The 23861-nt window shown below is 33.2% G+C and carries 22 protein-coding genes; 4 read left to right on the forward strand and 18 right to left on the reverse strand.

The annotated features are described in order from the left end of the window. Positions 1-75 precede the first annotated feature (75 nt). From ACNC7R_RS03075 to ACNC7R_RS03160, 18 genes are all read right to left on the reverse strand, one after another. A complete protein-coding gene (locus ACNC7R_RS03075) occupies positions 76-528 on the reverse strand; it encodes an SRPBCC family protein (protein ID WP_417939548.1) in 453 nt (150 codons plus the stop codon). Next, complete coding sequence (locus tag ACNC7R_RS03080; RefSeq protein WP_417939549.1) at positions 528-1436, reverse strand: TIGR01777 family oxidoreductase; 909 nt, start codon at positions 1434-1436, stop codon at positions 528-530. Before ACNC7R_RS03080 ends, ACNC7R_RS03075 begins: the two co-directional genes overlap by 1 nt. A gap of 53 nt (positions 1437-1489) precedes the next feature. Beyond that, positions 1490-1876 (reverse strand): hypothetical protein, encoded by a 387-nt coding sequence (locus ACNC7R_RS03085; RefSeq protein ID WP_417939550.1) that lies wholly within the window; start codon positions 1874-1876, stop codon positions 1490-1492. 18 nt (positions 1877-1894) lie between these two features. Further along, on the reverse strand, positions 1895-2242 hold the full coding sequence (locus ACNC7R_RS03090; protein ID WP_417939551.1) for a hypothetical protein: 348 nt from the start codon (positions 2240-2242) through the stop codon (positions 1895-1897). A gap of 7 nt (positions 2243-2249) precedes the next feature. Then, positions 2250-3323 (reverse strand): YqjF family protein, encoded by a 1074-nt coding sequence (locus ACNC7R_RS03095; protein WP_417939552.1) that lies wholly within the window; start codon positions 3321-3323, stop codon positions 2250-2252. A gap of 516 nt (positions 3324-3839) precedes the next feature. After that, positions 3840-4343 carry a GbsR/MarR family transcriptional regulator gene (locus tag ACNC7R_RS03100; protein ID WP_417939553.1) on the reverse strand — a complete coding sequence of 168 codons (504 nt, stop codon included), beginning with the start codon at positions 4341-4343 and terminating at the stop codon, positions 3840-3842. 173 nt (positions 4344-4516) lie between these two features. Then, positions 4517-5176: a SanA/YdcF family protein gene (locus tag ACNC7R_RS03105; RefSeq protein ID WP_417939554.1), complete on the reverse strand. Its 660-nt coding sequence runs from the start codon at positions 5174-5176 to the stop codon at positions 4517-4519. A 142-nt stretch (positions 5177-5318) separates the two neighbouring features. After that, positions 5319-9020 (reverse strand): SNF2-related protein, encoded by a 3702-nt coding sequence (locus ACNC7R_RS03110; RefSeq protein WP_417939555.1) that lies wholly within the window; start codon positions 9018-9020, stop codon positions 5319-5321. Between the two features lie 260 nt (positions 9021-9280). Further along, positions 9281-11308 (reverse strand): M3 family metallopeptidase, encoded by a 2028-nt coding sequence (locus tag ACNC7R_RS03115; protein ID WP_417939556.1) that lies wholly within the window; start codon positions 11306-11308, stop codon positions 9281-9283. 24 nt (positions 11309-11332) lie between these two features. Next, positions 11333-11620, reverse strand: a complete 288-nt coding sequence (locus ACNC7R_RS03120; RefSeq protein WP_417939557.1) for a type II toxin-antitoxin system RelE/ParE family toxin — start codon at positions 11618-11620, stop codon at positions 11333-11335. Next, entirely contained in the window at positions 11620-11847 is a 228-nt protein-coding gene (locus ACNC7R_RS03125) for a hypothetical protein (RefSeq protein WP_110305563.1), read from the reverse strand. The genes ACNC7R_RS03120 and ACNC7R_RS03125 overlap by 1 nt, the downstream gene beginning before the upstream one ends. A 151-nt stretch (positions 11848-11998) precedes the next feature. Continuing rightward, entirely contained in the window at positions 11999-12484 is a 486-nt protein-coding gene (purE, locus tag ACNC7R_RS03130; RefSeq protein ID WP_134150459.1) for a 5-(carboxyamino)imidazole ribonucleotide mutase, read from the reverse strand. Positions 12485-12559: 75 nt separating this feature from the next. Further along, on the reverse strand, positions 12560-13138 hold the full coding sequence (locus ACNC7R_RS03135; protein WP_417939558.1) for a hypothetical protein: 579 nt from the start codon (positions 13136-13138) through the stop codon (positions 12560-12562). 2 nt (positions 13139-13140) lie between these two features. Then, positions 13141-14424, reverse strand: a complete 1284-nt coding sequence (locus ACNC7R_RS03140) for an AAA family ATPase (protein ID WP_417939559.1) — start codon at positions 14422-14424, stop codon at positions 13141-13143. Positions 14425-14512: 88 nt separating this feature from the next. Next, complete coding sequence (locus tag ACNC7R_RS03145; protein WP_417939560.1) at positions 14513-15673, reverse strand: 5-(carboxyamino)imidazole ribonucleotide synthase; 1161 nt, start codon at positions 15671-15673, stop codon at positions 14513-14515. A 53-nt stretch (positions 15674-15726) separates the two neighbouring features. Next, positions 15727-16278 carry a hypothetical protein gene (locus tag ACNC7R_RS03150; RefSeq protein ID WP_417939561.1) on the reverse strand — a complete coding sequence of 184 codons (552 nt, stop codon included), beginning with the start codon at positions 16276-16278 and terminating at the stop codon, positions 15727-15729. A gap of 26 nt (positions 16279-16304) precedes the next feature. After that, positions 16305-18401, reverse strand: coding sequence for a TonB-dependent receptor (locus ACNC7R_RS03155; RefSeq protein WP_417939562.1), 2097 nt, complete (start codon positions 18399-18401; stop codon positions 16305-16307). Between the two features lie 217 nt (positions 18402-18618). Beyond that, positions 18619-19896 (reverse strand): PQQ-dependent sugar dehydrogenase, encoded by a 1278-nt coding sequence (locus tag ACNC7R_RS03160; RefSeq protein WP_417939563.1) that lies wholly within the window; start codon positions 19894-19896, stop codon positions 18619-18621. Positions 19897-20080: 184 nt separating this feature from the next. Here ACNC7R_RS03160 and hpt point away from each other — a divergent pair, with 184 nt between their 5' ends. From hpt to obgE, 4 genes are all read left to right on the forward strand, one after another. After that, entirely contained in the window at positions 20081-20611 is a 531-nt protein-coding gene (gene hpt, locus ACNC7R_RS03165; RefSeq protein ID WP_417939564.1) for a hypoxanthine phosphoribosyltransferase, read from the forward strand. Positions 20612-20683: 72 nt separating this feature from the next. After that, positions 20684-21256, forward strand: coding sequence for an adenylate kinase (locus ACNC7R_RS03170; protein WP_110305572.1), 573 nt, complete (start codon positions 20684-20686; stop codon positions 21254-21256). Positions 21257-21348: 92 nt separating this feature from the next. After that, the gene (locus ACNC7R_RS03175) at positions 21349-22623 is read left to right on the forward strand and encodes a hemolysin family protein (RefSeq protein WP_417939565.1); all 1275 of its coding nucleotides are present in this window, start codon (positions 21349-21351) and stop codon (positions 22621-22623) included. A gap of 105 nt (positions 22624-22728) precedes the next feature. Continuing rightward, entirely contained in the window at positions 22729-23730 is a 1002-nt protein-coding gene (obgE, locus tag ACNC7R_RS03180) for a GTPase ObgE (RefSeq protein WP_417939566.1), read from the forward strand. Positions 23731-23861: the final 131 nt, after the last annotated feature.

Genomic DNA, 23861 nt, shown 5'->3' on the forward strand with positions numbered 1-23861 from the left:
ATCAATGATGGACTACTTTTTTTTGGGGGAAAATTTAAAGTTCCTATTGATTAAAATAAGTATTTTAAAATTGGTCTACTGGTTTTCTGCTGTTTTTTTGAGCATTTTATTTCTTACTATTAGAAAACCAATCAGATGTTTTTTTAAAAATAAAGCATCGAATAATTTTCCGATAATGCTAAACGGAGTTTCATATTGCAGTTGATCTGTCATTATGGTGACTCCGTTTTTTTCTTCAAAAAAATGCTCGTGCCTGAAGGTTTTAAATTTTCCTTCTTGCATCTCATCCACAAAATAGTCATAAAAATCCATTGCTGTAATTCGGCTTTTATGAGTGAGACAGAAACCAAAATGCTTTCCGCGCCAGGTTACGGTTTCGTTTAAATTTATCAATCCTGAAGTTATGCCTGCAATTGCTTTTTCATTTGACTTACTGGCAGATTGTTGATGAATGTCGATATTTCTTGAAACATCAAAAACAGTTTTTTTTGATGCGTTTATTTTTGTTGTGAGGTTTATGGTTGTCATTAACGCAATAAATTTTGAAGAGCTGTTTCAATAGTTCTAAACTTAAATTCAAACCCATTTTCCAAAAGTCTTTTCGGAATCACATTTCTGCTTTTTAAAACCAATTCAGCTTCTGTTCTAATGATGAATGAACCAATTTTTAGTAAAAATGTGTTTACAGGTATTCCGAATGGAAAACCAATCGCTTTTCGAAGCTTATGCATAAAATTAGCATTCCGAATTGGTTTTGGTGAAACTACATTTACAACGCCGGTCATTTCTTTTTCAATAATAAAAGCAACTGCTCTTGCAAAATCCTCTTCGTGAATCCAGCTTACAAATTGATTTCCTTTTCCTTGTTTTCCTCCCAAACCCAACTTTGCCAAATTCTTCAACGGAATAAATGCACCTTCTTTTTTTCCTAACACTATTGAAGTTCGCAAAGCGGTTTTTAAAGTATTTGGCGTTTCGGTTTTAAAGAATGCTTTTTCCCAGGAAAGCGCCACATTGATAGAAAAGTCATTTCCGATTTCACCGTCTCTTTCATCCATTTCTTTGTCTAACGAAAAACGGTAGATTGTTGCCGTTGATGAATTCAGCCAGTGTTTCGGCGGATTTTTGCAATTTAAAACCGCCTTGTTTAAAATTTTTGTGCTTTCAATTCGGGATAATAGAATTTCTTTTTTATTTTCTTTGGTATAACGGCAATCCACCGATTTTCCTGCTAGGTTGATTAAAACTGTTGTATTTTCCAGTTCCTTTTCCCAACCTGAAAAAGTTCTGGCATTCCAGTTTACATGCTTGATTCCGTCAATTTTTTTTGAGTTTCCCCGGGTCAGAATTACGATTTCATCAAATTGATTTTTAAAATGATTTACCAAAACCTGTCCTAAAAAACCTGTTCCGGCTGCGATAATGAGTTTTTTCATTTTTTTGATATTTAACCTGACAGATTGTACAACCCGTCAGGTTCATTATAAATTTAAGCTTTAAAAACCAATCTTTCTTCCTGCTGTGCTTCTTTTGCTTTTCTTTTTCCTCTAAAAAAGAAATACAAATTAAAGAATAACATGAAGCCAAGATATATAGAAAATCCACCTATTTTGTAGCTTAATCGTTCAATCAATTCCTGATAGCTGTTTTCGTAAATATTCATTTGAAGAATCATAAGTGCAAAACCAATATTTAAAAGATAAAAACCGGTTTCAAAAAGTTTGTTCGTTGCATCGGCTATATCTTCACGGCCTTTAAAAATATCCAGCATGAATATTTTACCATTTTTGAAAAGTGTTTTAGAAACATAATAGGTAAGGAATAATGCAATTGGTAAATAAATACTGTAACCGATTAAAATTTTTGTAGTTTCCATGATATTTGATTTTAGTTGTTATTTAATGAGTTTATGAATGTACTTTGTTATAATTATAATATTGAGATAATGCAATACTGATATAATAAAAATAATGACAGCCGTTTTGAAACAGATGATTTCGGTTAATTGCGTGAGAGATATTATTTTTTGCCAGGAAATCAATGTCATGGCACAATAACCAATATTTAAAAGGTAATAGCCTAAAAGCAAAACCTGATTGATTTTTTGACAGATGTCAGCATGATTTGGAATCAGTTCTGCGACATAAATATTGCCGTTTTTGTAGCAGATTTTTCCAACTCTCAGGATAATAAATATTGTAATGCTGAGGTAAATGGCGTAGGCGATGATGTTGAGGTTCATAATAATTTCAGATTAACATTTCGTGTTCTAATACATTTAAAAATTCCAGTTTTCGTTTATTCTTTACTGTGATTTTTGAACCTTTTGCCAGAAATACAGAGGTTGGTTTTTGAGCCTGAAGAAATCCAAAATCGGTTCCGTATGTGTTTTCAAAATCAATATCAACATGATGCTTTAAAACGTCAAGCTGTTCCCATCTGGGATGTATTACTTCGTATTCAAAAGTGGTTTTTTGATTGATTTTTGTATATCCGAAATAATGTTCTGTAATAAACTCAGCTTCAGAATCTACCTCAATTTCTTTAAAATCTTTTCTAGTTTCTAAATGAATTGTATTCCAGTTTTTATCATTTTTCCATTCATATATAAAAGTTTTTGTCTCCACATTTTCTACAACTTCATGTCTCATTTCTTGAGTTTCATAATGTTCCTGATACAATGTATTAGCAATAAAAGTGATTGCTTTTTTCGGAACAATTTCCTTGATAAAAACAACTCCGCGTTTCCATTCACCATTCTCAAAATGTTTTACATAGAATCTCAAATTAACTTCTTCAAAATTGACATGAAAAGGGAATTTTACACCTACAACTTTTGTATTTTTGAACATAAAACCAACTAAACTTACGTAACAGTTGTTGTTCCAAGTATCTATTTCTGTTCCGGCGGGAACATATTTTTCTAAAATTTCTTTATTAATCTCATAATTAAATAAAGCTAGATTTTCCCATTCTGCTTCCAGAAATGATTCAGAGTTAATATTTGCTGTGAAAAAATAGAAGTAAGTTGCAATTGCCATTGGGAGCACAAAAACGAAAAATAAATTACCTACAACATATTTAAATTTGGAACTGATTAAAATTAAGAAGAAGGCCATTATTACCAAGATCCAGTAAATAATGAGTTTTGTTTTTTTAGTTTTACTTAATTCATCCCTTCTTACAAGAAGAGTAAATCCTATTATTAATTGTACTATTCCCAGAATAATTTGAAACAGCATACCGAAATAAACAAAAAGGTATAACGCTAGTGTGGTAAAGTAAAATATTTTATTGATTTTGTGTAGTGTGCTAAATGTCATGGCTTATTTATTTTAAACTTTTAGAAAAAGAGAGTTTGCTTTGATTTGATTTTTTTCAGGTTGAAAAGGTATTTATAATTTTAAGGGCCAAATAGTCGGACTAATTTTTACCTGGAAAATTGTAAGTTTTCGTATTTAATCAGTATTCTGAAAAAATAAATGGTAGTAACATTTGGAATTATGGTTATAAAGACAATTTGTAAAGTATCATTCCACATTATTTCATGGAAGAATGAAAATAATATAACTGCATTAGAAATGATTATCATCCAGTATGTTTTTATTTGGTTTTTAATGATGTCATCATTTATTTTAGAAAAGATTTTAATAGTTAGATAGATTGCTGTAATTGCTCGTACCACAGTAATAAATGTTTGTCCGACAAATCGTAAGTAACATGTTAAGTAGAATAGAAAACATATTATGAGAGCGAAATTATTTAACTTTTTTATAGTTTTCATACTTATTGATTATTTTAAACTTTCAGAAAAAAATGAAAGTTTTGGTTAAATTTTTTTATTTCATGATTTTCATAACCAGACGACCTAGCCAGTTTTCATTAAATTCGGTCATTTTGTCCAGTATATTATCGGCTTTCAAAACAAAATCATACAATTTAGAAGTCTGGTCTACAAAGTGTTTTTCCTCAGCAGAATCTTTTGCCTCAATAGTCGAAACTTCTTTTAAGATTTTAAGAGCAGGTTTGATTTCTCTTTTGCTTCTTTCTCTTGAAATTTTAACTGCTAATTCATCCAAATCTTTTTCGGCTGTAAAGAACTCTTTTCGTTCTCCTGCTTTATATTCTTTATACACAATTCCCCAATCCATTAAAGCACGAAGGTTCATACTGGCATTTCCTCTGGAAATCTGCAATTCGTCCATAATGTCTTCCATCGAAACAGCTTCGTTCGAAATCATTAATAATGCATGAATCTGTGCCATGGTTTTATTAATGCCCCATTGAGAACCTAATGCTCCCCAGGTTTGTACAAACTTATTTTTTGCTTCTTTGAATTCCATACTTCAAATGTAAGTAAAAGTTTTTAAACTTTCAAAAATAATTGAAAGTTATTTTGTTGTACAAAAAAAGTTAACTGTTGGAAAAGTAACAAACGAGTTTATGATAAAGAATAAAACCGCTTTGAATAAAACAAAAAAGCACCAAAGTATTTTTATTTTACTCCGGTGCTTTTTTATCGTTTATCCTCTTTAGAATAATTTGAAGGGCCATTAATAGGGATAGGGTTTCCTAAAAAATGGGGTTCACGATTTCGTAAAATATCAAAAAAGGATTTGAAAGTTGAAAGATATTCCCTAAAACAAACATACTTATAACCTTTATATTCGCCTGAATTTGCAGAGTAACCTGCACATTTTATACCAAGTCCCTCTCCGATGTAAATTGCCCTGTTTAAATGATATTTCTGAGATATTAAAGTCGCTTTTCTTATTTTGAAAATATGTTGGGCACGATACATTGTCGAGTAAGTATCAAAGCCGGCATAATCAATGAATATTTTAGTTGTATCAACTCCGTGTCTAAAACAGTAATTTTTCATTACCGTTAGTTCATCATATTCTTCACTGCCGTTATCTCCCGAAAGCAAAATTTTATTGATTCGTTTTGATTTGTACAATAAGATCCCGGTATCAAGTCTGTCTTTTAAATATTTACTCGGCTGGTCTCCTTTAATTCCGGCACCAAAAATAATTCCGACATCATTTTTAGGAAACCTTCGAAGTGAATTATAAATATTTTTTTTGGTTGTCGACGTTACATAATAATTTACTGAAACAATCGCAATCAACCCAAAAAATGTGAGATAAAGAGTTATTTTAAAATATTTTTTCAAAATGATATTTTTTGTAAGATTAAAGTTTAAAAGAAAATGCTATGAATGTAAGTGAAATTTACTTTATAGTTTCAATTTAAAAACTGAAGTATTGCGGCTTCGGTTTCTGCTTTTTAAAAGTATAATAAAATTTAAACAGGCTCTAAGAGAAAAATGACTTTACCTGATCCAAATCAAATGATTTTTTCTCTTCATCGACAGTGATAATACTGGTAGCAACCGCTTTCTTTTTACCTTGTAGCAACGCTATTTTTTCCTCGATAGTGTCTTTGCAAATCATTCGGTATGCCATTACTTTTTGTTTTTGTCCAATGCGGTAACAGCGGTCAATAGCTTGGTTTTCGACAGCAGGATTCCACCACGGATCTACCAGGAAAACATAATCGGCTTCGGTTAAATTAAGTCCGGTTCCTCCGGCTTTTAGGCTAATTAAAAATACCCGAACATCAGTATTATTCTGAAAATTATTGACTTTTTCTTCTCTATTGGTCGTTTGACCGTCGAGATATTCGTAATAAATTTGTTCTTCGTCTAATCGTGTTTTAATGAGTTGAAGCATTTTTACAAATTGCGAAAAAACTAATATTTTATGATTTCCTGTTTTTTCTTTGATGTTTTCAAGTAATAAATCCATTTTAACAGATTGATTTCCATAATCTTCCTCGTCCGAAATTAAGGCAGGCGAATTGCATATTTGTCTCAATTTAGTCAATCCTTCCAAAATATACATTTGAGCATTTTCGACTCCGTTTTCGTCTATTTTATTGATGAGGTAATCACGGTATTTGTTTTTAAAACTATCATAAACCTTTCGCTGTTCGTTGCCCATTTCACAATAAATAATGCTTTCCGTTTTCTCCGGAAGTTCTTTTGCCACTTGCTCTTTGGTTCTTCGTAATAAGAAAGGATTGATCATTTTACTTAACAAATGCGAGGCTTCGTGATTTTTTTCTTTGTCAATCGCATCTGAAAATTCGGTTTTAAAATGAGTCATATTACCCAATAATCCCGGATTGATAAAGTTCATCTGAGCATATAAATCGAAGGTGTTGTTTTCGATTGGCGTACCGGTCAGTACTAGTCGATTATACGAATTCAATAAACGAACGGCTTTGTATCGTTTGGAATTTGGGTTTTTAATAGCCTGGCTTTCGTCCAGAATAATATAATTAAATTTGAAGTCTTTCATAAATTCCACATCATTCAATAATGAGCCATAAGTAGAAATAATTAGATCATATTTAGAGAAATCGTCTTTGTTTTCCATTCGATTAGAACCTACAAAAGCCAGCATTTTTAGTGATGGGCAAAATTTAGCAATTTCGTTTTTCCAATTAAAAATCAAAGAAGTGGGTGCAATAATTAATGATGGCAGACATTTTTTGTCTTTCTCTTTCAAATATTGCAAAAATGTGATGGCTTGCAATGTTTTTCCTAATCCCATATCATCTGCCAAGCAACCACCCAATTGGTTTTTGTCCAAAAAGGTAAGCCAATTTAACCCGTGGTGCTGATAATCTCTTAATTTGGCTTTGATACCTTTTGGAATCGGAACTTCTTCTATGTTAGAAATGTTTTGTAAACGCTTCTTTTTTTCTAACAATTCGATCAGAAACGGAGGTTTTTTCTCCATTTCTTCAAACAATTCATCAATTATTCCAAATTGATAATTAGAAAGTTTGATGCCATCTTTCTTAATTTCTCCAGCCCTAAAATAATTGGAGAATTTTTTCATCCATTCTTCTGGCAGTATTCCAAGTGTTCCGTCGTCAAGTGGCACATAATTACTTCGTTTTAAAAATGCTTTTTGAAGTTCTTTTAAACCTACTTTTTGGTTGCCAAAACTAATGTCAATTTCCAGATCAAACCAGTCAGTATCCGATTTTAAACCAATTTTGATAACAGGTTTGTTGATGTTAAATTTGAACGATTTCAGGTTATTGGCTCCAAAAACTTTCATTTCCTGTTGCTGCATTCTATCGGTGGCATGCAACATCCAGTAGTTCTCCATTAACTGTTCCGGTGTAAGAAAAAAGAGTTCGCCCTGCTCAGCAAATGCAGGATGCAATTTCCGGAATTCTTCAATAAAATTATCCTCAAAAGACTGATTTCTCTCGTGGTATAAAATGTTTTTCTTGTTAGTATCGTTCTTTGATTCCTGAATGAGCATTTCATTTGAAAAAACAGAAATCAGTTGATTTGGGTACTGCACGGCAGGCTTGAAAACAATATGTTGACCTTCAAAATCAGTAATGTAAACGTGCTTTTCGAGAGTTGTTTCTTCAGTTTTTACTTTACTTTTTTTGAAAATTGCCGATTGAATTTCAAATTTTTTAGACAACGGTTTTACAATTTTTTCAAAAAAATCAGGGGTGTCTTTTTTTAGATAATTAATTTCCGCATAATCTCTGAAATGATTCAGGTATAACGAAAGTTTAGCATCATTTATAGGTACAATCACGTCATCTGCAAAAATAAATAAAGGCGATATTTGTATGGCAGCAGCATCTAAATTGTAGTTCTTGTCGTTTAGCGAAACTTTAGCTTTTAGTGTGTAGAAGTAAGGAGTTTCGCTTATTGTAAAAAATAATTTTATCGCTTTATTCTCATAAACGCAAGGCATTAAGTTTTTGCGGACTAGATTTTTGCTACGGTCATAAGTATAGCTAAAATTGTGCTGTAAAACCTCTAAAAGTTTTTGATTAGAGGTAATGGCAATTTTTAAATAATTGACGTCTTTGGTAGTTCTAAATCTTGATAATGCTGTATTGATTTGCATTGTTTTTACGATCAGAGTTTGCTCTTCCTCTGAACTGTAAATCGTCAAGGCATCTTCAAAATTATAATGATTTATTAGTGTGATTGAGGAAGAAAAATCGGTTTTGGCTTTGTTGTATTTAGCCTGAAAAAGAAATAACTGAATGAATTTTTTTCGCTCAAATTCAAAACAAACACCTAAACCAAAATCAGTTTCCTTATTTTCTATGAAAGGTAAATTTATAGTGGTGTCTATTTCTTCATTTTTGAATATTCTGGAGTAATCCTTGGAATCGGTTGTAATGTTCTTGGTTTTGGCATTGGCTTGAAATCCTTTGGTAGTTAGTTTAAAACTAAAAATACTATTGTAGTCGTCATCCGTTGTGAAACCATATTTAGCGATTGCTTCTTTTGTTTTTTCTTCGATATAGTTTTTAGCAAACAAATTTTCGCCAAAAACAGCCGTGATTTCCTCTAGCGCTTTGCCTATATGTTCGCAAACTTTTTTGGTTTTGTTACACGTACATTCAAATTCTAGAATTTCGGTTTCAGAGTCGTATTTAAATAGTTGTTTTGAATTGTTCCATCCGGTAGTTTGCGTGTTTACTTCGGTTTGGGATACAGCGGTTATTTTATATTCATCATAACTGTAGCCATGGTATCTTGGAGCAACTGTCAAACTATTAATAGTGTTTAGTGTGATAATGCCGTCTTGTAATCTGGTCTGGTTGGTTTTGAGTTTTGGAACAACAGGAAGTTCCTCAAACAACGTATAGGTTTTTTCTTCTTTTGCGGTTGAGATTGGAATCTCACTATTATGATCTTCAATAATTATTTTTAGAGAGGCAATAACATGTTTACAAATACCGGAATATGTTTTTTTGTATGGGCAGGAACAAGAAGTGTTTACGTTATTGTTTTCTATTTTGATTGTAATTAGGTAACTTTCGCCATAACTGCCTTCGCATTCAAATTCAAATTTATTCGGAGAATATTGAATGACTACCGGATATACATAATTCGAATTACTTCTGGAGTTAGGATTGCTATTTGCTCTGATGTATTTTTTTATTAATTTGATATCCATTCTAATTCTTGTTTTGTCGAATGTATAGAAAGATTAGCTTTTTAGAAAGTTATTTTAAAAAGAGAAGGCAGTTCGAAAAGTAAAACCCTGAAAAACATTTGGGATTTTCAGGGTTTTACTGGTAATATTTTGACAAAAGATTGTTATGGATACAATTTTTATTAAATTCTTATCGACATACAGAGGTGAAAATGGGTTCTGTTTTTCGGTCAGACTCTTAAAAAACTGAAATCAAAAATCGTTAATCAATCATCTAATTTCTACAACAATCCAGCTCTTTTCAACAAAGCTTCCGGTTTTGGTTCCTGACCTCTGAAACGTTTGTATAAAGTCATCGGATGTTCTGTTCCTCCTTTGGAAAGCACATTGTCTTTGAATTTTTTCGCTATTTCTTCATTGAAAATGCCGTTTTCCTGAAAATATTCAAAAGCATCAGCATCCAGAACTTCCGCCCATTTGTAGCTATAATATCCAGAAGAATAGCCGCCCTGGAAAATATGTGAAAAAGAGGTACTCATTGAATTTTCTTTTACATCCGGATATAATTGCGTGTTGGCAAACTGCTCTGTTTCGAAAGCTTTTAAATCTGTAATATTGGTTGGATCTTGTCCGTGCCATGCCATATCCAATAATCCAAAACTTAACTGACGTAAAGTTGCCAAACCTTCCTGAAAACTGGCACTTTCCTTAATTTTCTCAACATACTCAATCGGAATAATTTCTCCGGTTTCATAGTGATTGGCAAACAAAGCCAAAGCTTCTGGCTCATAACACCAATTCTCCATAATCTGACTTGGTAATTCTACGAAATCCCAGAAGACAGAAGTTCCGGATAAACTCGGATATGTTGTGTTAGCCAGCATTCCGTGTAATCCGTGCCCGAATTCGTGGAATAAAGTGGTTACTTCGTTAAAAGTTAATAACGAAGGTTTTGTTTCGGTTGGTTTTGTAAAGTTACAAACGTTCGAAATATGCGGTCTTTCGTTTACGCCGTCTTTTACATATTGCGATTTGAATGAAGTCATCCACGCACCGTTTCTTTTTCCTTTTCTAGGGAAGAAATCAGCATAGAAAATCGAAACCAAATTGTTGTCAGCATCTCTTACTTCATAAGTGGTAACTTCTTCGTGGTATTTATCGATATCAAAAACTTCGGTAAATGTTAAACCGTACAATTTTTTGGCAACGGTAAAAGCACCTTCTAAAACTTTTTCTAACTGAAAATACGGTTTTAGTTTTTCATCATCCAAATTGAAAAGCTGTTGTTTTAATTTTTCAGAATAATATGCGCCGTCCCATTTTTCTAATTGTTCGATTCCGTCTAGTTCTTTCGCAAAAGCAGTTAATTCAGTAAATTCTTTTTGAGCGGCAGGTTTTGCTTTTGCCAATAAATCATTTAAAAAAGAAAAAACTTTCTCTGGACTTTCGGCCATTCTTTCTTCCAAAACAAAATGAGCATGTGTTTTATACCCTAATAAATTGGCTCTTTCATGACGAAGTTTGGCAATTTTCAGAACATTTTCCTCATTGTTGAATTCGTTCTTTTGAAAACCTTTTGCGCCAAAAGCAATCGCCATTTTTTTACGCAGTTCACGATTGTCGGCATAAGTCAAAAACGGAACATAACTTGGATAGTCTAAAGTAAAAATCCAGCCTTCTTTTTCCTGATTTTTGGCTAATAATCTAGCAGCTTCGATTGTCCCTTCTGGTAAACCTGATAAATCTTTCTCATCCGTTAAATGCAATTCGAAGTTGTTGGTTTCGGCCAAAACATTTTCGCCAAACTGCAAACTCAATTTCGATAATTCTTTGTCTATTTCGCGTAAGCGGTCTTTTTTATCTTCGGCAAGATTAGCTCCGTTTCTGGAGAAACTTTTGTATTTTTTGTCTAAAAGCGTAGTTTGTTCTGGGTTGAGGTTCAGACTTTCCTTTTGATTGTAAACTGCTTTTATTTTGGCGAATAATTCCGCATTTAGTGTAATATCATTTCCGAATTCAGCTAATAAAGGCGAAACTTCCTGAGCAATTTTCTGCATTTCGTCATTCGTTTCCGCCGAATTCAAATTGAAGAAAATACTCGAAAGACGATCCAGAATCTCACCCGAAAATTCCATTGCCAGAATAGTATTCTCAAAAGTTGGTGCTTCCTGATTATTTACGATGCTATCAATTTCGGCTTTCGCCAAAGCAATTCCTTCCTGAAAAGCCGGAAAATAATCTTCGATTTTAATTTGCGAAAAAGGCGCAGTATTATGTTTGGTGTTGAAGTATTGTGTTAATACGCTCATTTTAAAATATAATTTAATTAGAAATCATAGTTTGAATTTCTCCAGATTTTGAAAATTATTCCAAAAACGAAGTAATTCCAGATTGTTGTTTTCGATACGGTAAAAAAGTGAAATGTGTTTTGTAATGACAATTTTATAGACGCTTTTGTAATTCGTTTTAATAAATAAAAAATTGTCATTTTGTAAAAGAGTAATTATGGTATTTGCTTTTTCAATGAAATTAAAAGCAACTTTTTCAGACCATTCAGCTTCCAGATAATCGATATTGTTCCAAAAGTCTTTTTTAGCTTGTGGAGCCCAGATTACATTCATTATTTAAAGTATTTTGAATAGCGATTTCTGGTTTCTTCCATTACCACATCATGATCAATCCCTTCATTGTTTTCTAAAGAATAAATAGCTTCGTTAATCTTAGTTTTCTGTTCTTCCGAAAGATTTTCTTTGGATTGAATAAAATCAACAATTTCCTGAATCAAATCAGGATTATCAATGTCTAAAACAATTTTAGCCAATTCTATTTTAGAAGTTTGAATGTTCATTTTGCTTTTTTCTCAAAGTTAAGTTTTTCTTTCAAAAAAGAATAATAATGATTCGTTAAGTTTATTTCACAAAGTTTCACAAAGAAAAAAACACAAAGACGCACAAAAATCTTTGTGTCTCTCTGTGTAACTTTTGTGTCTCTCTGTGAAATTACTTCTTCAAACCTTCAGCCGCTTTATTAACCGCAGCTTTCAACTCTTCTTTGTAAGCAATAATCGTATCCAAAACTTTTTTGTCATGGCTTCCGATAATTTGTGCTGCTAAAATTCCGGCATTTTTTGCACCATTTAGTGCGACAGTCGCAACTGGAACTCCACCCGGCATTTGCAGAATTGATAAAACCGAATCCCAGCCGTCAATCGAATTGCTTGATTTTACCGGAACTCCAATTACTGGAAGCGGGGACATAGAAGCCACCATTCCTGGTAAATGTGCCGCACCCCCCGCTCCGGCAATAATTACCGAAATCCCGCGGGTATGTGCATTTTTACTGAAATCGAATAATTTTTCCGGCGTTCTGTGTGCCGAAACGATATCTACTTCAACTTCTACATTAAATTGTTTTAATATGTCGATTGCATCCTGCATAACTGGCATGTCTGAGATGCTTCCCATTATAATGGCTACTTTGCTCATTTGTGTTTTTGTTTTGTTTGTTTCAAGTTTCAGGTTTCAAGTTTTGCTGAGACTTAATACCGAGACTGAAAATTATTATTCTATTTCTGGAATCATGTTCCAAATATCTATATCAAATTCTTCTTGGATTGCTCTTAGATATTTTAAGGAATCTATTTCATGTTCTATTTTCTCAGTAAAATAATCAAAAGGGGTAATTCCTTTTTCAACAATTCTTTCTTTTCTTCTTTGAATAAATCTTTTTCTGTTTTTTACAAAAATTTCATCATTCAAATTTAAAAGATCAATTAAGTTTTTTGCTTCAATATCTTCTGGCTTGTGCAGAAAATAGCCATCATTGTATATTAATCTATTTTCAAAATTTTCATCAATTGGATAAAGAATTGGTTCGATCCAATTGGTAGTTTTAAGATTGTTAGGTTTGTGTTTTACCATAAACCAGTTTTCATATGAATCTGCTTCTAAATATTTTAGATTAGGATTAAAATGTTCTATGTCGACAGCATCATTAACTCCAATATATTCTTCTGTATAAGCGCAAAAGCTTTTTTGTTCTTTTAGAAGAATCGTAGCTAATTTTTTATTGCTACCTTTTTTATAAACTATTTTTTGAACGACAATCTCTGAATTTGGATTTTTAAAAACTCTTCTCATATTTAGAAATTGTATTCATCGCCTAATTTTTCTAACTGTTCTGAAATTTCTTCTTTCTTTTTTGGGTCGGTTTCGAAGTAAATTTTTTGTTTTAATTCTAAATATTCCTGATATTTTTCTTGCCCATATTTATTTATATAATTAATGCCAAAATCATTGTAAAGCATGTCATTTGGATCGTCTCCAATTGGAGAACTTCCTCTGCGAACAGCAACTTTACCTTCATTGTCAAAATATAAAATAAACCTTTCTTCTGGTTCAAATGAAGCTGCAATAAAAGGGGAATGTGTTGCGACAATAAATTGTGCTTCTGGCGCAAGATTTTTATAGTGATCCATCAAATCCATTTGCATGTCTGGATATAATGATCTTTCGGGTTCGTCGATTAAAATTATTGAATCTTTTGTGTCAAGTTTGAAAAGGAGTAAAGCAGTTAAAAGAAGTTGTTTTGTTCCAGTGCTTGTGTTTTGAATTGGGATATTTTCTCCTGATATTTTATGATGTAAAGGTGTTATGTTTGTTGTGTTTACTAAATCTACCTCCAAATTTATTTTTTCTAAAATGTTGTTGAATTTTTCAGAAAATTCTATTAATGGATTAATGTTATTGCTTTTCCAGTTCTCAACTTTTACTTGAGAAGAACCGTCCAGTATCTTACCGCTATTAATTAATTCAGATGCGAATTGTAAAAATTTTTGAAGGTAATTTATATTGTCTTCCAATAATCCAATCCAAACAGCATCTTCAACTTTATCATCAAATGTTAATCTAAAATAGAAATTTTCTTTTATCTTTTCTTTTAAGCTTTTATATCGTTCTATTAATATAACTGTTTCTTCTTCAAAAAGTTTGATGTTTTGTTTAGATAAAATTGATGCTGTAAAATAGAATAATTTATTCTTATAATTTATTACATCACCAATAATTCCCCCACTATGACGTTGTTCGAGGGTGTATTTTTTATTATTGATTTCTATAGAAGATCCTTTTTGTTTGTATTGTATTGAATTTGCTTCAAAATCTAATTCAATTTTATATGGAGCGAAAACTCCTATATCTGCTATTTGATTATCATTTATAATTCTTAAATCAAAAAAAGCATCGATACTTGAATTAATCAATTCCAATAAACCAGTCTTCCCAGCAGCACTTTGTCCAATAAAACATATTTTATCTAAAGGCTTCCCTCTTTTTTCTTCAATATGAAAATCTTCAGGATATGTAAAATCAAAATCCAGATTTTCCAGATGTCTAAACTGATCGATATGTAATTTTGAGATTTTCATGAATTCAATTTTTACAAAGCTAATTAAAAAATCATAGGTAAACTGACTAAGTACTATTTACTAACTACTAGGGACTAATCACTAGGGACTAGTTACTAATCACTTTAATAGTATTCTTAACTTCCTCAGCAATCCTTCTCGCTTCCTGCATATTTTCATTTACAATCGTAACGTGGCCCATTTTTCTGAAAGGGCGCGTTTGTTTTTTACCGTAAATATGTGGTGTAACGCCGTTCCATCCTAAAATGGTTTCGATGTTTTCATAGACTACATTTCCAGAAAATCCTTCAGCACCGACTAAATTTACCATGATTCCGGCCACTTTGCTGTCTGTATTTCCTAACGGAAGATCTAAAATAGCGCGTAAATGATTTTCGAATTGTGAAGTATAACTGGCTTCAATAGAATAATGACCGGAATTGTGCGGACGTGGAGCAACTTCGTTTACCAAAATTTCATCGTCCTGAGTCTGGAACATTTCAACAGCCAGAAGGCCAACGTGATTAAAATTCTCCGAAACTTGTAAAGCAATTGCTCTGGCTTTTTCGGCAACTTTTTCATCTATTCTTGCTGGACAGATTACGTATTCAACCTGATTGGCTTCCGGATGGAATTCCATTTCAACAACCGGATAGGTTTTCATTTCTCCTGACGGATTTCTGCATACAATTACCGCCAGTTCGTTTTTAAAAGGAACCATAGTTTCTGAAATACATTCCACATTTGGAAGCGTATCTAAATCTGAAATCTGACGAATCACTTTTACGCCATTTCCATCATAACCAAACTCCGTACATTTCCATACGAAAGGTAAATTGATTTTAGATTGTTGATTAACGATTGTTGATTTTAGATTTTCAAGATTCTCAAATCGTTCAAAAGGAGCAGTTGGGATATTATTAGCTGCGTAAAATTGCTTTTGGATTCCTTTATTCTGAATTCCTTTTAAGGTTTTAGGAGAGGGATATACTTTTAAGCCTTCGTTTTCTAATTGCGTTAAGGCTTCCAGATTTACCAATTCGATTTCGAAAGTCAAAACATCAACTTGTTTCCCGAAGTTGTAAACCGTTTCATAATCCATTAAATCGCCCTGAAAAAATTTGTTGCAGGCAATTTTACTCGGTGCTTCGTCACTTGGATCTAAAACGTAAGTTTGTATGTCAAATTTTCTGGTGTCGAACAAAAGCATTTTGCCCAATTGTCCGCCGCCTAATATTCCTAATTTAAAATCAGAAGAAAAATAATTCATTTTGCGTTATGTTTTTGCAAAGATACTTTAAAGGATTGAATTGCGAAAAAACACTATTTTATTTTCTTCAAAACTTCTTTAGCAACCGCCTTGTATGCTGCGGAATGATCTCCAAAATCTTTATCAAGAATAACTTTTAGTTCAGGATGAATCCAGTCATAATACTTGCCCAAAAGGTATAGAGTCCTAATCGAATAGGCTTTTGTAGCAACTTTTACATCATTAATCAGCCAGTCAAAACTCGTTTCTATGCAGTCCTGAAGATTTTCTTCGGATAAACAGATTTTATTTTCGTCTTTTTGATAATGTGATTTGATTAAAAGCTGAACGACTTTTGCAATTGGACGAAGTGAACTTTCGTCTTTTAAAATTTTCAAGTTCGTACAGAAAAAATCAAGATGCGGCTGCAGCCAAAGTAATTCTTCGTAAGAAACAAATTCTAAAATCCAGCAGGCTTTATGATTGTTTTTGTCTGAAGGCGTAAAACAGATTGAAACTAATTCACTGAAAAGTGCAGGATTTTCTAAAATTTCCTGTGCAGCTATTAGCCGATTTTCCCTGTAAGCATTTACATAATCCAGTTTTTCCTGTAGTTCAGAAAGCATTTTTTAAGTTTAATTTGATTCAGCTCCTAAAATAAATAATTTAAGGATACAGTTCCGTAGTAATTTACAGGAAGTCCTGGATAATAATATCTCGGCGATGAAGTCCCGACCTGAAGTGCATTTGGTAAAATTAAAGAAGCATATTTTTCATTGGTCACATTGTTGATGCCAAAGGCAAAATTGGTATTTAGATTTGGCAGAATTTCAAAACGATATCCTGTTTTTAAGTTTACAATACTATAAGAATCTGAAAAAGCAGTGTTCGAATCGTTCATCGGAATTTTATCTACAAATTGATAATCTGCATTCAGATAAAGTCCTAATCGGGTATAGAAAATCAGGCCGGCATTAATTTTATTGAATGGAACTCCGGTTAATTTATTTCCGGAATAATCATTTCCATTATCTACAAATTCTTTGAACTCATATTTTCCAACAGAACCTCCAATGTACGAGTTCAGGTTTAAAAATGAACTGATTTGCCAATTGTGTTTCAATGTAATTTCAATTCCTTCATGCAGTGTTTTTCCGGCATTTACACCTTCATACTGATCATCGCCAATTCTTTTCGCCACCAGTAAATCTTTAATTTCCATTCGATATACTGCAAATTCGGTATAAAGTTTTTTGTTGAAAAAGTAAAATTTTCCGCCAACTTCAAAATTGTAACCGTTTTCAGGTTTAATGTTGGTGTTGATTTTTCCTTCACTTGTCAGTGTTTCTTCTGTCGCAGGAAGTGAAAATCCACGGCTTGCTGAAAAGTATAGTGTTTGCTGTTGATTTGGTTTGAATAATAAAGAAAGCTGTGGCGAAAAAATTCCATCATAACTGTATTTTTCATTTGCCGTTTTTTGAGGAAGAAAGTTAGTCAGTTCAAAATTCGTTTCATTGTAATTTAAACCAAATTGAAGCTCAAATTTTTCAGAAAGTAACGATCTGATTTGCGAAAAAATATTATAAAAATGCCTCTTCTGATCGGTTTCAGTCAATTGATTTCCTTGCAAACTGCCTTGCCCGTTGTTCTGTTTGTATAGATTTTCAAAAGTATTTCCGTTGTACTTATCGGTAAAATATTCCATTCCGAAAATAAATTGATTTTTCAGTTTACCAATTTTGAAAGCTCCGGAAAACTGAGTTCTTGCTCCGGTTGCAAAAGTATATTGACGTAACACATCAAAAGGACGTGGTTCATTGCTGTCTTTGTAATTGATAAAAACAGAAGTCGAATTATTCAAATGATCATTGATTTTGAAATCATAAGCTAGTCCTGCCAAAGTCGATTTGTATTCTTTAAATCCTCTTGAAGCAACCCAGGTTGAAGCTCCTGATTGTGGATTATTGTCGTAAGCCTCTTTATTAATAGAACTCGGAATATAACCTTTCAGATAGGTATAATTAGAGAAATAAGTAAGTTTACTGTTTTGTGTTCGGAATAATTCTCCGGCAATGGTAATTCCTTCACGATTATAGGTGCTGTTTTGACGCCAGCCATCGGATTTCAGATTATGATAACTTAAATTTATACTTGATTTTTTTTCACTCAGACTATAATTCAAACTGTTTTTCAATAATCCAAAAGAACCAAATACAGAGCTTACAGTGGCCGTTTGGTCATTATTTTTTGAAAGCTGCGGTGAGATCAAAATCGCTCCGCCTAACCCTGCTCCGTAGATACTAGAAAGCGGTCCTTTAATAATCTCAATCTGGTTCAGGTTTTCTAAATCAATATCATCAATCACCGTTTCGCTGTTTCCCGAAGTCAGCGGAATACTGCCGTAAAAGGCCCTGATTTTATTGGTTCCGTAAGGCGTTCTGGCTCCAATCCCGCGAATCGAAATTCGGGTTGTAGTAAAATTGGAAGACTGTATAAAAACACCCGGAATTGTATTTACCACATTCGTGATATCAGTAGCGTTATTTTGTGTTAGTTCTTTTTTGGATAAAATACCAATAGAAGCCGGAGCATTTTGCAGGCTGTCATTAATATGAAAGGAACTGATAATAACTTCTTCCAGTTTTTCCGGTTTAACAGTAGTAATAGATTTGCCTTTTTCTTCTTGAGCAAATATGTTTTGAGAAACAATTAGAACAAGAAGAAAAAAACAATATTTTTTAAAAAGCATAAAAGGATAGTTTAGTTTTAGAGCTTAATTTTTAAACACATAGAGACATAGCTTTGGTTTGTGTATAAAGTCGTTTCATGTGCAAAAAACGCACAATAGTTATGTGTTTTAAAACAAGTGAAACGCCTTTTTTGAAGTTCAGGAAATACTATGTTTCTATGTGTTTAAAAATCAGCGTAAAGTTTGGAATTTATCCCGATAATTATGAGATTGGAATTTACTTATTAGCTGTCACTTTCCAAATTGTATTCCCGCTGTCATCATTCACCAAAAGGGATCCGTCATTCATAACGGTTACTGCAACCGGACGTCCGTAAACTTCGGCTTTATCAGCGTCGGAAATAAATCCGGTTAAAAAATCTTCCGGTTTTCCGGATGGTTTTCCGTCTTTAAAAGGAACAAACAGCACTTTATAACCGGAAATTACAGAACGATTCCAGGAACCGTGTTGTCCTACGAAAGCCCCGTTTTTATATTTCGCCGGAAAAGCATTTTTCGTATAAAAAGCCAATCCCAAAGAGGCAGTATGTGCACCAACCGGAACATCAGGAACAATTGCTTTTTCGACTAAGTCTTTTCGCTCGCCTTTTAATCTCGGATCAGGAATATTTCCAAAATAAGAATAGGGCCATCCGTAAAACCCACCTCTTTTTACACTTGTAATATAATCCGGAACCAAATCATCACCCAGTTCATCGCGCTCATTCACTGCGGTCCAGAGTTCTTTTTTATTAGCAGGATTCCAGTCCATTCCCATAGGGTTTCTAAGGCCTTCAGCATAAATTTTTTCTCCGGTTCCGTCAGGATTGATTTCTAAAATGGCTGCGCGTCGAATTTCTTTATCCATTCCGTTTTCTCCCACATTGCTTCCTGAACCCACACCAATATAAATTTTGGTTCCTTCAGGGTTGGCTAGCAGGCTTCTGGTCCAGTGATTGTTGTATCCACCAGCTGGGAGTTCCACAATTTTGACTCCCTTGGTTTCTAATTTCAATGGAGCGTTTTTATAGGGATAGCGGTAAAGTCCGTCGGTATTGGCCACATAAAAAAAGTCTTTCAGGATAAGCATTCCCAAAGGTCTGTTGAGGTCTTTCAAAAAGATTTCGCGGGTTTCAAAAACGCCGTCTTTATCTTTGTCCCGTAAAACTATAATTTGGTTTTTGCTTGCTCTTGTACCACTTTCAACAACAAAAATGTCATTATTTGGCCCAATGTAAGACCAACGTGGATTCTCAAATCCATCAGCAAACTTTGTAACCGTAAATCCTTCCGGTGCTTTTGGTGTTTTTCCTTCCGGCCAGCCTATTACTTTACTGTTTTTAGATTTAGATTCTGTTGCATAAGGAGGAGGAAGTGTAATATTTCCAATAGCTGTTTTTACAACATTGGCAGGCTGTTTGGCCAGAGCTTCTTTTTCTTCTTTTTTTACCTGCCCGTTGCAGGCTGTTATTGCAGTTAATAAGGATACAGATAATAATTGTATGGTGATTTTCATGGTGATTTTGATTAAATATTAGTCAAACAACAATTTAATGATTATGAAAGAGTTACTTCAAAAATTTTGTAAATATTAACTGATATTTAACATTTTAAAAAAAGTACTATTGCTATAAAATTTTGATACTTACACTTTGGTAGTAATTCTGTATCTTTGTCCATTATTTTAAAGAACAAAAATAATGATACAACTTCACGATAAACAATTTGTTCCGTTTATTTCAGCTAAAGAAATTGATTTTGCTTTATCTAAAATAGTGGCACAGGTAGAAGATGATTTTGGAGATGATACCCCCATTTTTGTTGGTGTTCTGAACGGTGCTTTTATGGTTGTGGCAGACTTTTTGAAAAAATATAAGAGCCCCTGCGAAGTTTCATTCATTAAAATGGCATCGTATGAAGGTACACAAAGTACCAACTCGGTTAAAGAATTAATCGGAATCGATCAGGATCTTTCAGGAAGAACAGTGGTTATCATCGAAGACATTATTGATACAGGAAACACAATCGAAGAGTTAAAACAGAAGTTTAAGGAGCAAAATGTAAAGCATTTTAAAATTGCAACTTTGTTCTTTAAACCGGAAGCATATAAAAAAGATATCAAAATAGATTATGTCGGAATCAGGATTCCAAACAAATTCATTGTAGGCTACGGTTTAGACTATAATGGTTTAGGAAGAAATTTACCGGAAATCTATAAGTTAGCAGAATAATTTTAAACAAACACAACTATATATTCATTTTAAACTTCTTGAAAATAAGGAGTCACAACAATTACATTCATTATGATTAACATCGTTTTATTTGGAAAGCCGGGAGCAGGAAAAGGAACTCAGGCAGAATTTTTAAAAGAAAAATACAATTTAACACACCTTTCAACAGGAGATATTTTTCGTTTTAATTTAAAAAATGATACTGAACTAGGTAAAAAAGCAAGGGTTTTTATGGACAATGGAGAGTTGGTTCCTTGCGAAGTAACAACTGCAATGTTAATTGATGAAGTGAAAAAACATCCTGATACAGCAGGGTTTTTATTTGATGGATATCCAAGAACAATCAATCAGGCTGAGGCTTTAGATAAATTTTTGCCAACAATTGGTTCAGAAGTTACCGCTACAATTGCTTTAGAAGCTGATGACGAAATTTTAGTAGCACGTTTGCTTGAAAGAGGAAAAACAAGTGGTAGAGCTGATGATCAGGATGAAGACAAAATTCGTGTGAGATATCAGGAATACAATGAAAAAACAGCTCCGTTAATTGGATATTACAAAGAGCAGAATAAATTTCATGCCGTAAACGGTATCGGAACTATTGAAGAAATTACAGAAAGATTAACGTCAGTTATAGATAATTTGTAATAAATCTGTTTTGAAGTTAAAAGTTAAATGTTAGGAGGAAATTTGAAATACTCAAAACATTTAACTTTTGACTTTTAACTTTTAACTTAAAAATGGAAATACTAATAATATTTTTTCTGATACTATTAAACGGAGTTTTCTCGATGTCAGAAATCGCATTGATTTCGGCAAGAAAAAACAGACTTGAAACTGCTGCAAAAAAAGGAAACAAAAGCGCTAAAACGGCACTCGACTTAGCCAATTCTCCAAACAAATTTTTATCAACCGTACAAATCGGAATTACCTTAATCGGAATTTTGACAGGTATTTATTCAGGGGATAAAATCACAATGGATGTCGAAATCTTTGTTAGCGGATTCGAAGTTTTAAAACCTTACGCGCATTCAGTTGCGGTTGGAATTGTGGTTGTTGTTTTAACTTTCTTTTCATTGGTTTTAGGTGAATTACTTCCAAAACGAATTGGTTTAAATTATCCTGAATCAATTGCCAAAATGGTAGCCATGCCAATGAAAGTAATTTCAATCATTACAGCACCTTTTATCTGGCTGCTTACCTCGTCAACAGATTTTTTACTGAATGTTCTTCAGATAAAACCAACTGCTGACGGAAAAGTTACTGAGGAAGAAATTAAAGCCATCATCAAAGAAGGAACCGAAGTAGGGGAAGTTCAGGAAATTGAACAGGATATTGTGGAGCGTGTTTTTCATATTGGAGACCGTAAAGTAAGCTCGTTAATGACACACCGTAAGTCAGTAGATATGCTCCCTTTAAAAGAAGACAAAGCTAAAGTTAAAGAACTGGTAGTTCAGGATTTGCATGCAGTTTATCCGGTTTACAAGGATAATTATGATGATATTGTTGGGGTTGTAACCTTAAAAAATATTTTTGCCAATATCGAAAAAGATAATTTTGATCTGGCTACTATAATGACAGAAGCGCCTTATTTAATGGAACAAACCACTGCTTACAAAGCTTTGGAAAATTTCAAGAAAACGGGTGTTCATTATGCATTAGTTTCTGATGAATATGGCGTCTTTCAGGGAATGATTACCCTAAATGATATCCTTGAAGCTCTGGTTGGTGACGCATCTGAATTTTACAAAGACGAATTTCAGCTCATAGAAAGAGAAGATGGCTCATGGCTGGTTGACGGACATTATTCATTACACGATTTCTTAACGTATTTCGAATTAGACGAATTAACAAACGATTACGAAGTAAACACCGTAAGCGGAATGATTATGACTGAGCTATCACATATTCCAAAAGAAGGGGAAAAGTTAATTTGGCAAAAATTTGTATTAGAAGTTGTCGACATGGACGGCGTAAAGATTGATAAAGTCCTTGTAAAAGCATTAAAAGAGTAGAGAGAATTTTGTTTCAAGTTTAAAATGTTTCAAGTTTCAGGTTAGCGTACTGCATAACTTGAAACTTGGAAGATGAAATCTGAAACTAAACATAAATAAGAAAAAATGACAGAAGGAAATTTTGTAGATTACGTTAAGATATACGTTTCTTCCGGAAAAGGAGGAAAGGGATCTACGCATTTACATAGGGAGAAATTTATTGAAAAAGGAGGACCTGACGGAGGTGACGGAGGACGTGGTGGACACGTATATTTAGTGGGCAATAAAGGTCTCTGGACATTATTTCATTTAAAATTTGCCCGCCATATTAAAGCAGGACACGGTGGAGACGGTGGTTCTGACAGAAGTACTGGTGCAGACGGAGAAGATAAAATCATTGAGGTGCCGCTTGGTACTGTTGTAAAAGACAAGGAAACCGGAGAAACACTTTTTGAAGTTACAGAACATGGCGAAAAAAAGATTCTGGCAAAAGGAGGAAAGGGAGGTCTAGGAAACTGGCATTTTAGAAGCTCGACGAACCAAACGCCTCGTTATGCACAGCCTGGTTTGCCAGGTTTAGAAATGGACGTTATTCTGGAACTAAAAGTTTTAGCAGACGTTGGATTGGTTGGTTTTCCAAATGCAGGAAAATCTACTTTATTGTCTGTATTAACCTCAGCAAAACCAAAAATTGCCGATTATCCGTTTACAACTTTAAAACCAAATTTAGGAATTGTAGCGTACAGAGATTTTCAGTCTTTTGTAATTGCTGATATTCCGGGAATTATTGAAGGGGCTGCAGAAGGAAAAGGGTTAGGACATTATTTCCTGCGACATATCGAACGTAACTCAACTTTGTTGTTTCTAGTTCCGGTTGATACGCCGGATATTCGAGCCGAATATGATATTCTGGTGAACGAATTAACGAAATACAATCCTGAAATGCTGGATAAAGAACGTCTTTTGGTCATCTCAAAATGCGACATGCTGGACGATGAATTAAAAACCGAATTAAAAGCCGAATTGGATGTGTCCTTCAAAGATGTTCCGTATATGTTTATTTCATCTGTTGCACAGCAAGGTTTGACTGATTTGAAAGATAGGCTGTGGAAAATGCTTAACGAGTAAAAAGATAATAAGTTTTTTCAAAGGTGTGCTGTTTTTTCAGGACACCTTTTTTGTTTTTTTGAGAATGTTAAATTCGCAAAATAATAATAAAATAAGATTCCTAAATTTCATTTTCAATGTAAATTGAGTAT

The organism is Flavobacterium adiutor, assembly GCF_048282555.1.
Lineage (GTDB): Bacteria > Bacteroidota > Bacteroidia > Flavobacteriales > Flavobacteriaceae > Flavobacterium.

Bases quoted from the DNA above. Each gene is read 5' to 3' on its own strand.
- ACNC7R_RS03075 (WP_417939548.1), bottom strand. From the start codon at position 528: ATGACAACCATAAACCTCACAACAAAAATAAACGCATCAAAAAAAACT.
- ACNC7R_RS03080 (WP_417939549.1), bottom strand. From the start codon at position 1,436: ATGAAAAAACTCATTATCGCAGCCGGAACAGGTTTTTTAGGACAGGTT.
- ACNC7R_RS03085 (WP_417939550.1), bottom strand. From the start codon at position 1,876: ATGGAAACTACAAAAATTTTAATCGGTTACAGTATTTATTTACCAATT.
- ACNC7R_RS03090 (WP_417939551.1), bottom strand. From the start codon at position 2,242: ATGAACCTCAACATCATCGCCTACGCCATTTACCTCAGCATTACAATA.
- ACNC7R_RS03095 (WP_417939552.1), bottom strand. From the start codon at position 3,323: ATGACATTTAGCACACTACACAAAATCAATAAAATATTTTACTTTACC.
- ACNC7R_RS03100 (WP_417939553.1), bottom strand. From the start codon at position 4,343: ATGGAATTCAAAGAAGCAAAAAATAAGTTTGTACAAACCTGGGGAGCA.
- ACNC7R_RS03110 (WP_417939555.1), bottom strand. From the start codon at position 9,020: ATGGATATCAAATTAATAAAAAAATACATCAGAGCAAATAGCAATCCT.
- ACNC7R_RS03115 (WP_417939556.1), bottom strand. From the start codon at position 11,308: ATGAGCGTATTAACACAATACTTCAACACCAAACATAATACTGCGCCT.
- ACNC7R_RS03120 (WP_417939557.1), bottom strand. From the start codon at position 11,620: ATGAATGTAATCTGGGCTCCACAAGCTAAAAAAGACTTTTGGAACAAT.
- ACNC7R_RS03125 (WP_110305563.1), bottom strand. From the start codon at position 11,847: ATGAACATTCAAACTTCTAAAATAGAATTGGCTAAAATTGTTTTAGAC.
- purE (WP_134150459.1), bottom strand. From the start codon at position 12,484: ATGAGCAAAGTAGCCATTATAATGGGAAGCATCTCAGACATGCCAGTT.
- ACNC7R_RS03135 (WP_417939558.1), bottom strand. From the start codon at position 13,138: ATGAGAAGAGTTTTTAAAAATCCAAATTCAGAGATTGTCGTTCAAAAA.
- ACNC7R_RS03140 (WP_417939559.1), bottom strand. From the start codon at position 14,424: ATGAAAATCTCAAAATTACATATCGATCAGTTTAGACATCTGGAAAAT.
- ACNC7R_RS03145 (WP_417939560.1), bottom strand. From the start codon at position 15,673: ATGAATTATTTTTCTTCTGATTTTAAATTAGGAATATTAGGCGGCGGA.
- ACNC7R_RS03150 (WP_417939561.1), bottom strand. From the start codon at position 16,278: ATGCTTTCTGAACTACAGGAAAAACTGGATTATGTAAATGCTTACAGG.
- ACNC7R_RS03155 (WP_417939562.1), bottom strand. From the start codon at position 18,401: ATGCTTTTTAAAAAATATTGTTTTTTTCTTCTTGTTCTAATTGTTTCT.
- ACNC7R_RS03160 (WP_417939563.1), bottom strand. From the start codon at position 19,896: ATGAAAATCACCATACAATTATTATCTGTATCCTTATTAACTGCAATA.
- hpt (WP_417939564.1), top strand. From the start codon at position 20,081: ATGATACAACTTCACGATAAACAATTTGTTCCGTTTATTTCAGCTAAA.
- ACNC7R_RS03170 (WP_110305572.1), top strand. From the start codon at position 20,684: ATGATTAACATCGTTTTATTTGGAAAGCCGGGAGCAGGAAAAGGAACT.
- ACNC7R_RS03175 (WP_417939565.1), top strand. From the start codon at position 21,349: ATGGAAATACTAATAATATTTTTTCTGATACTATTAAACGGAGTTTTC.
- obgE (WP_417939566.1), top strand. From the start codon at position 22,729: ATGACAGAAGGAAATTTTGTAGATTACGTTAAGATATACGTTTCTTCC.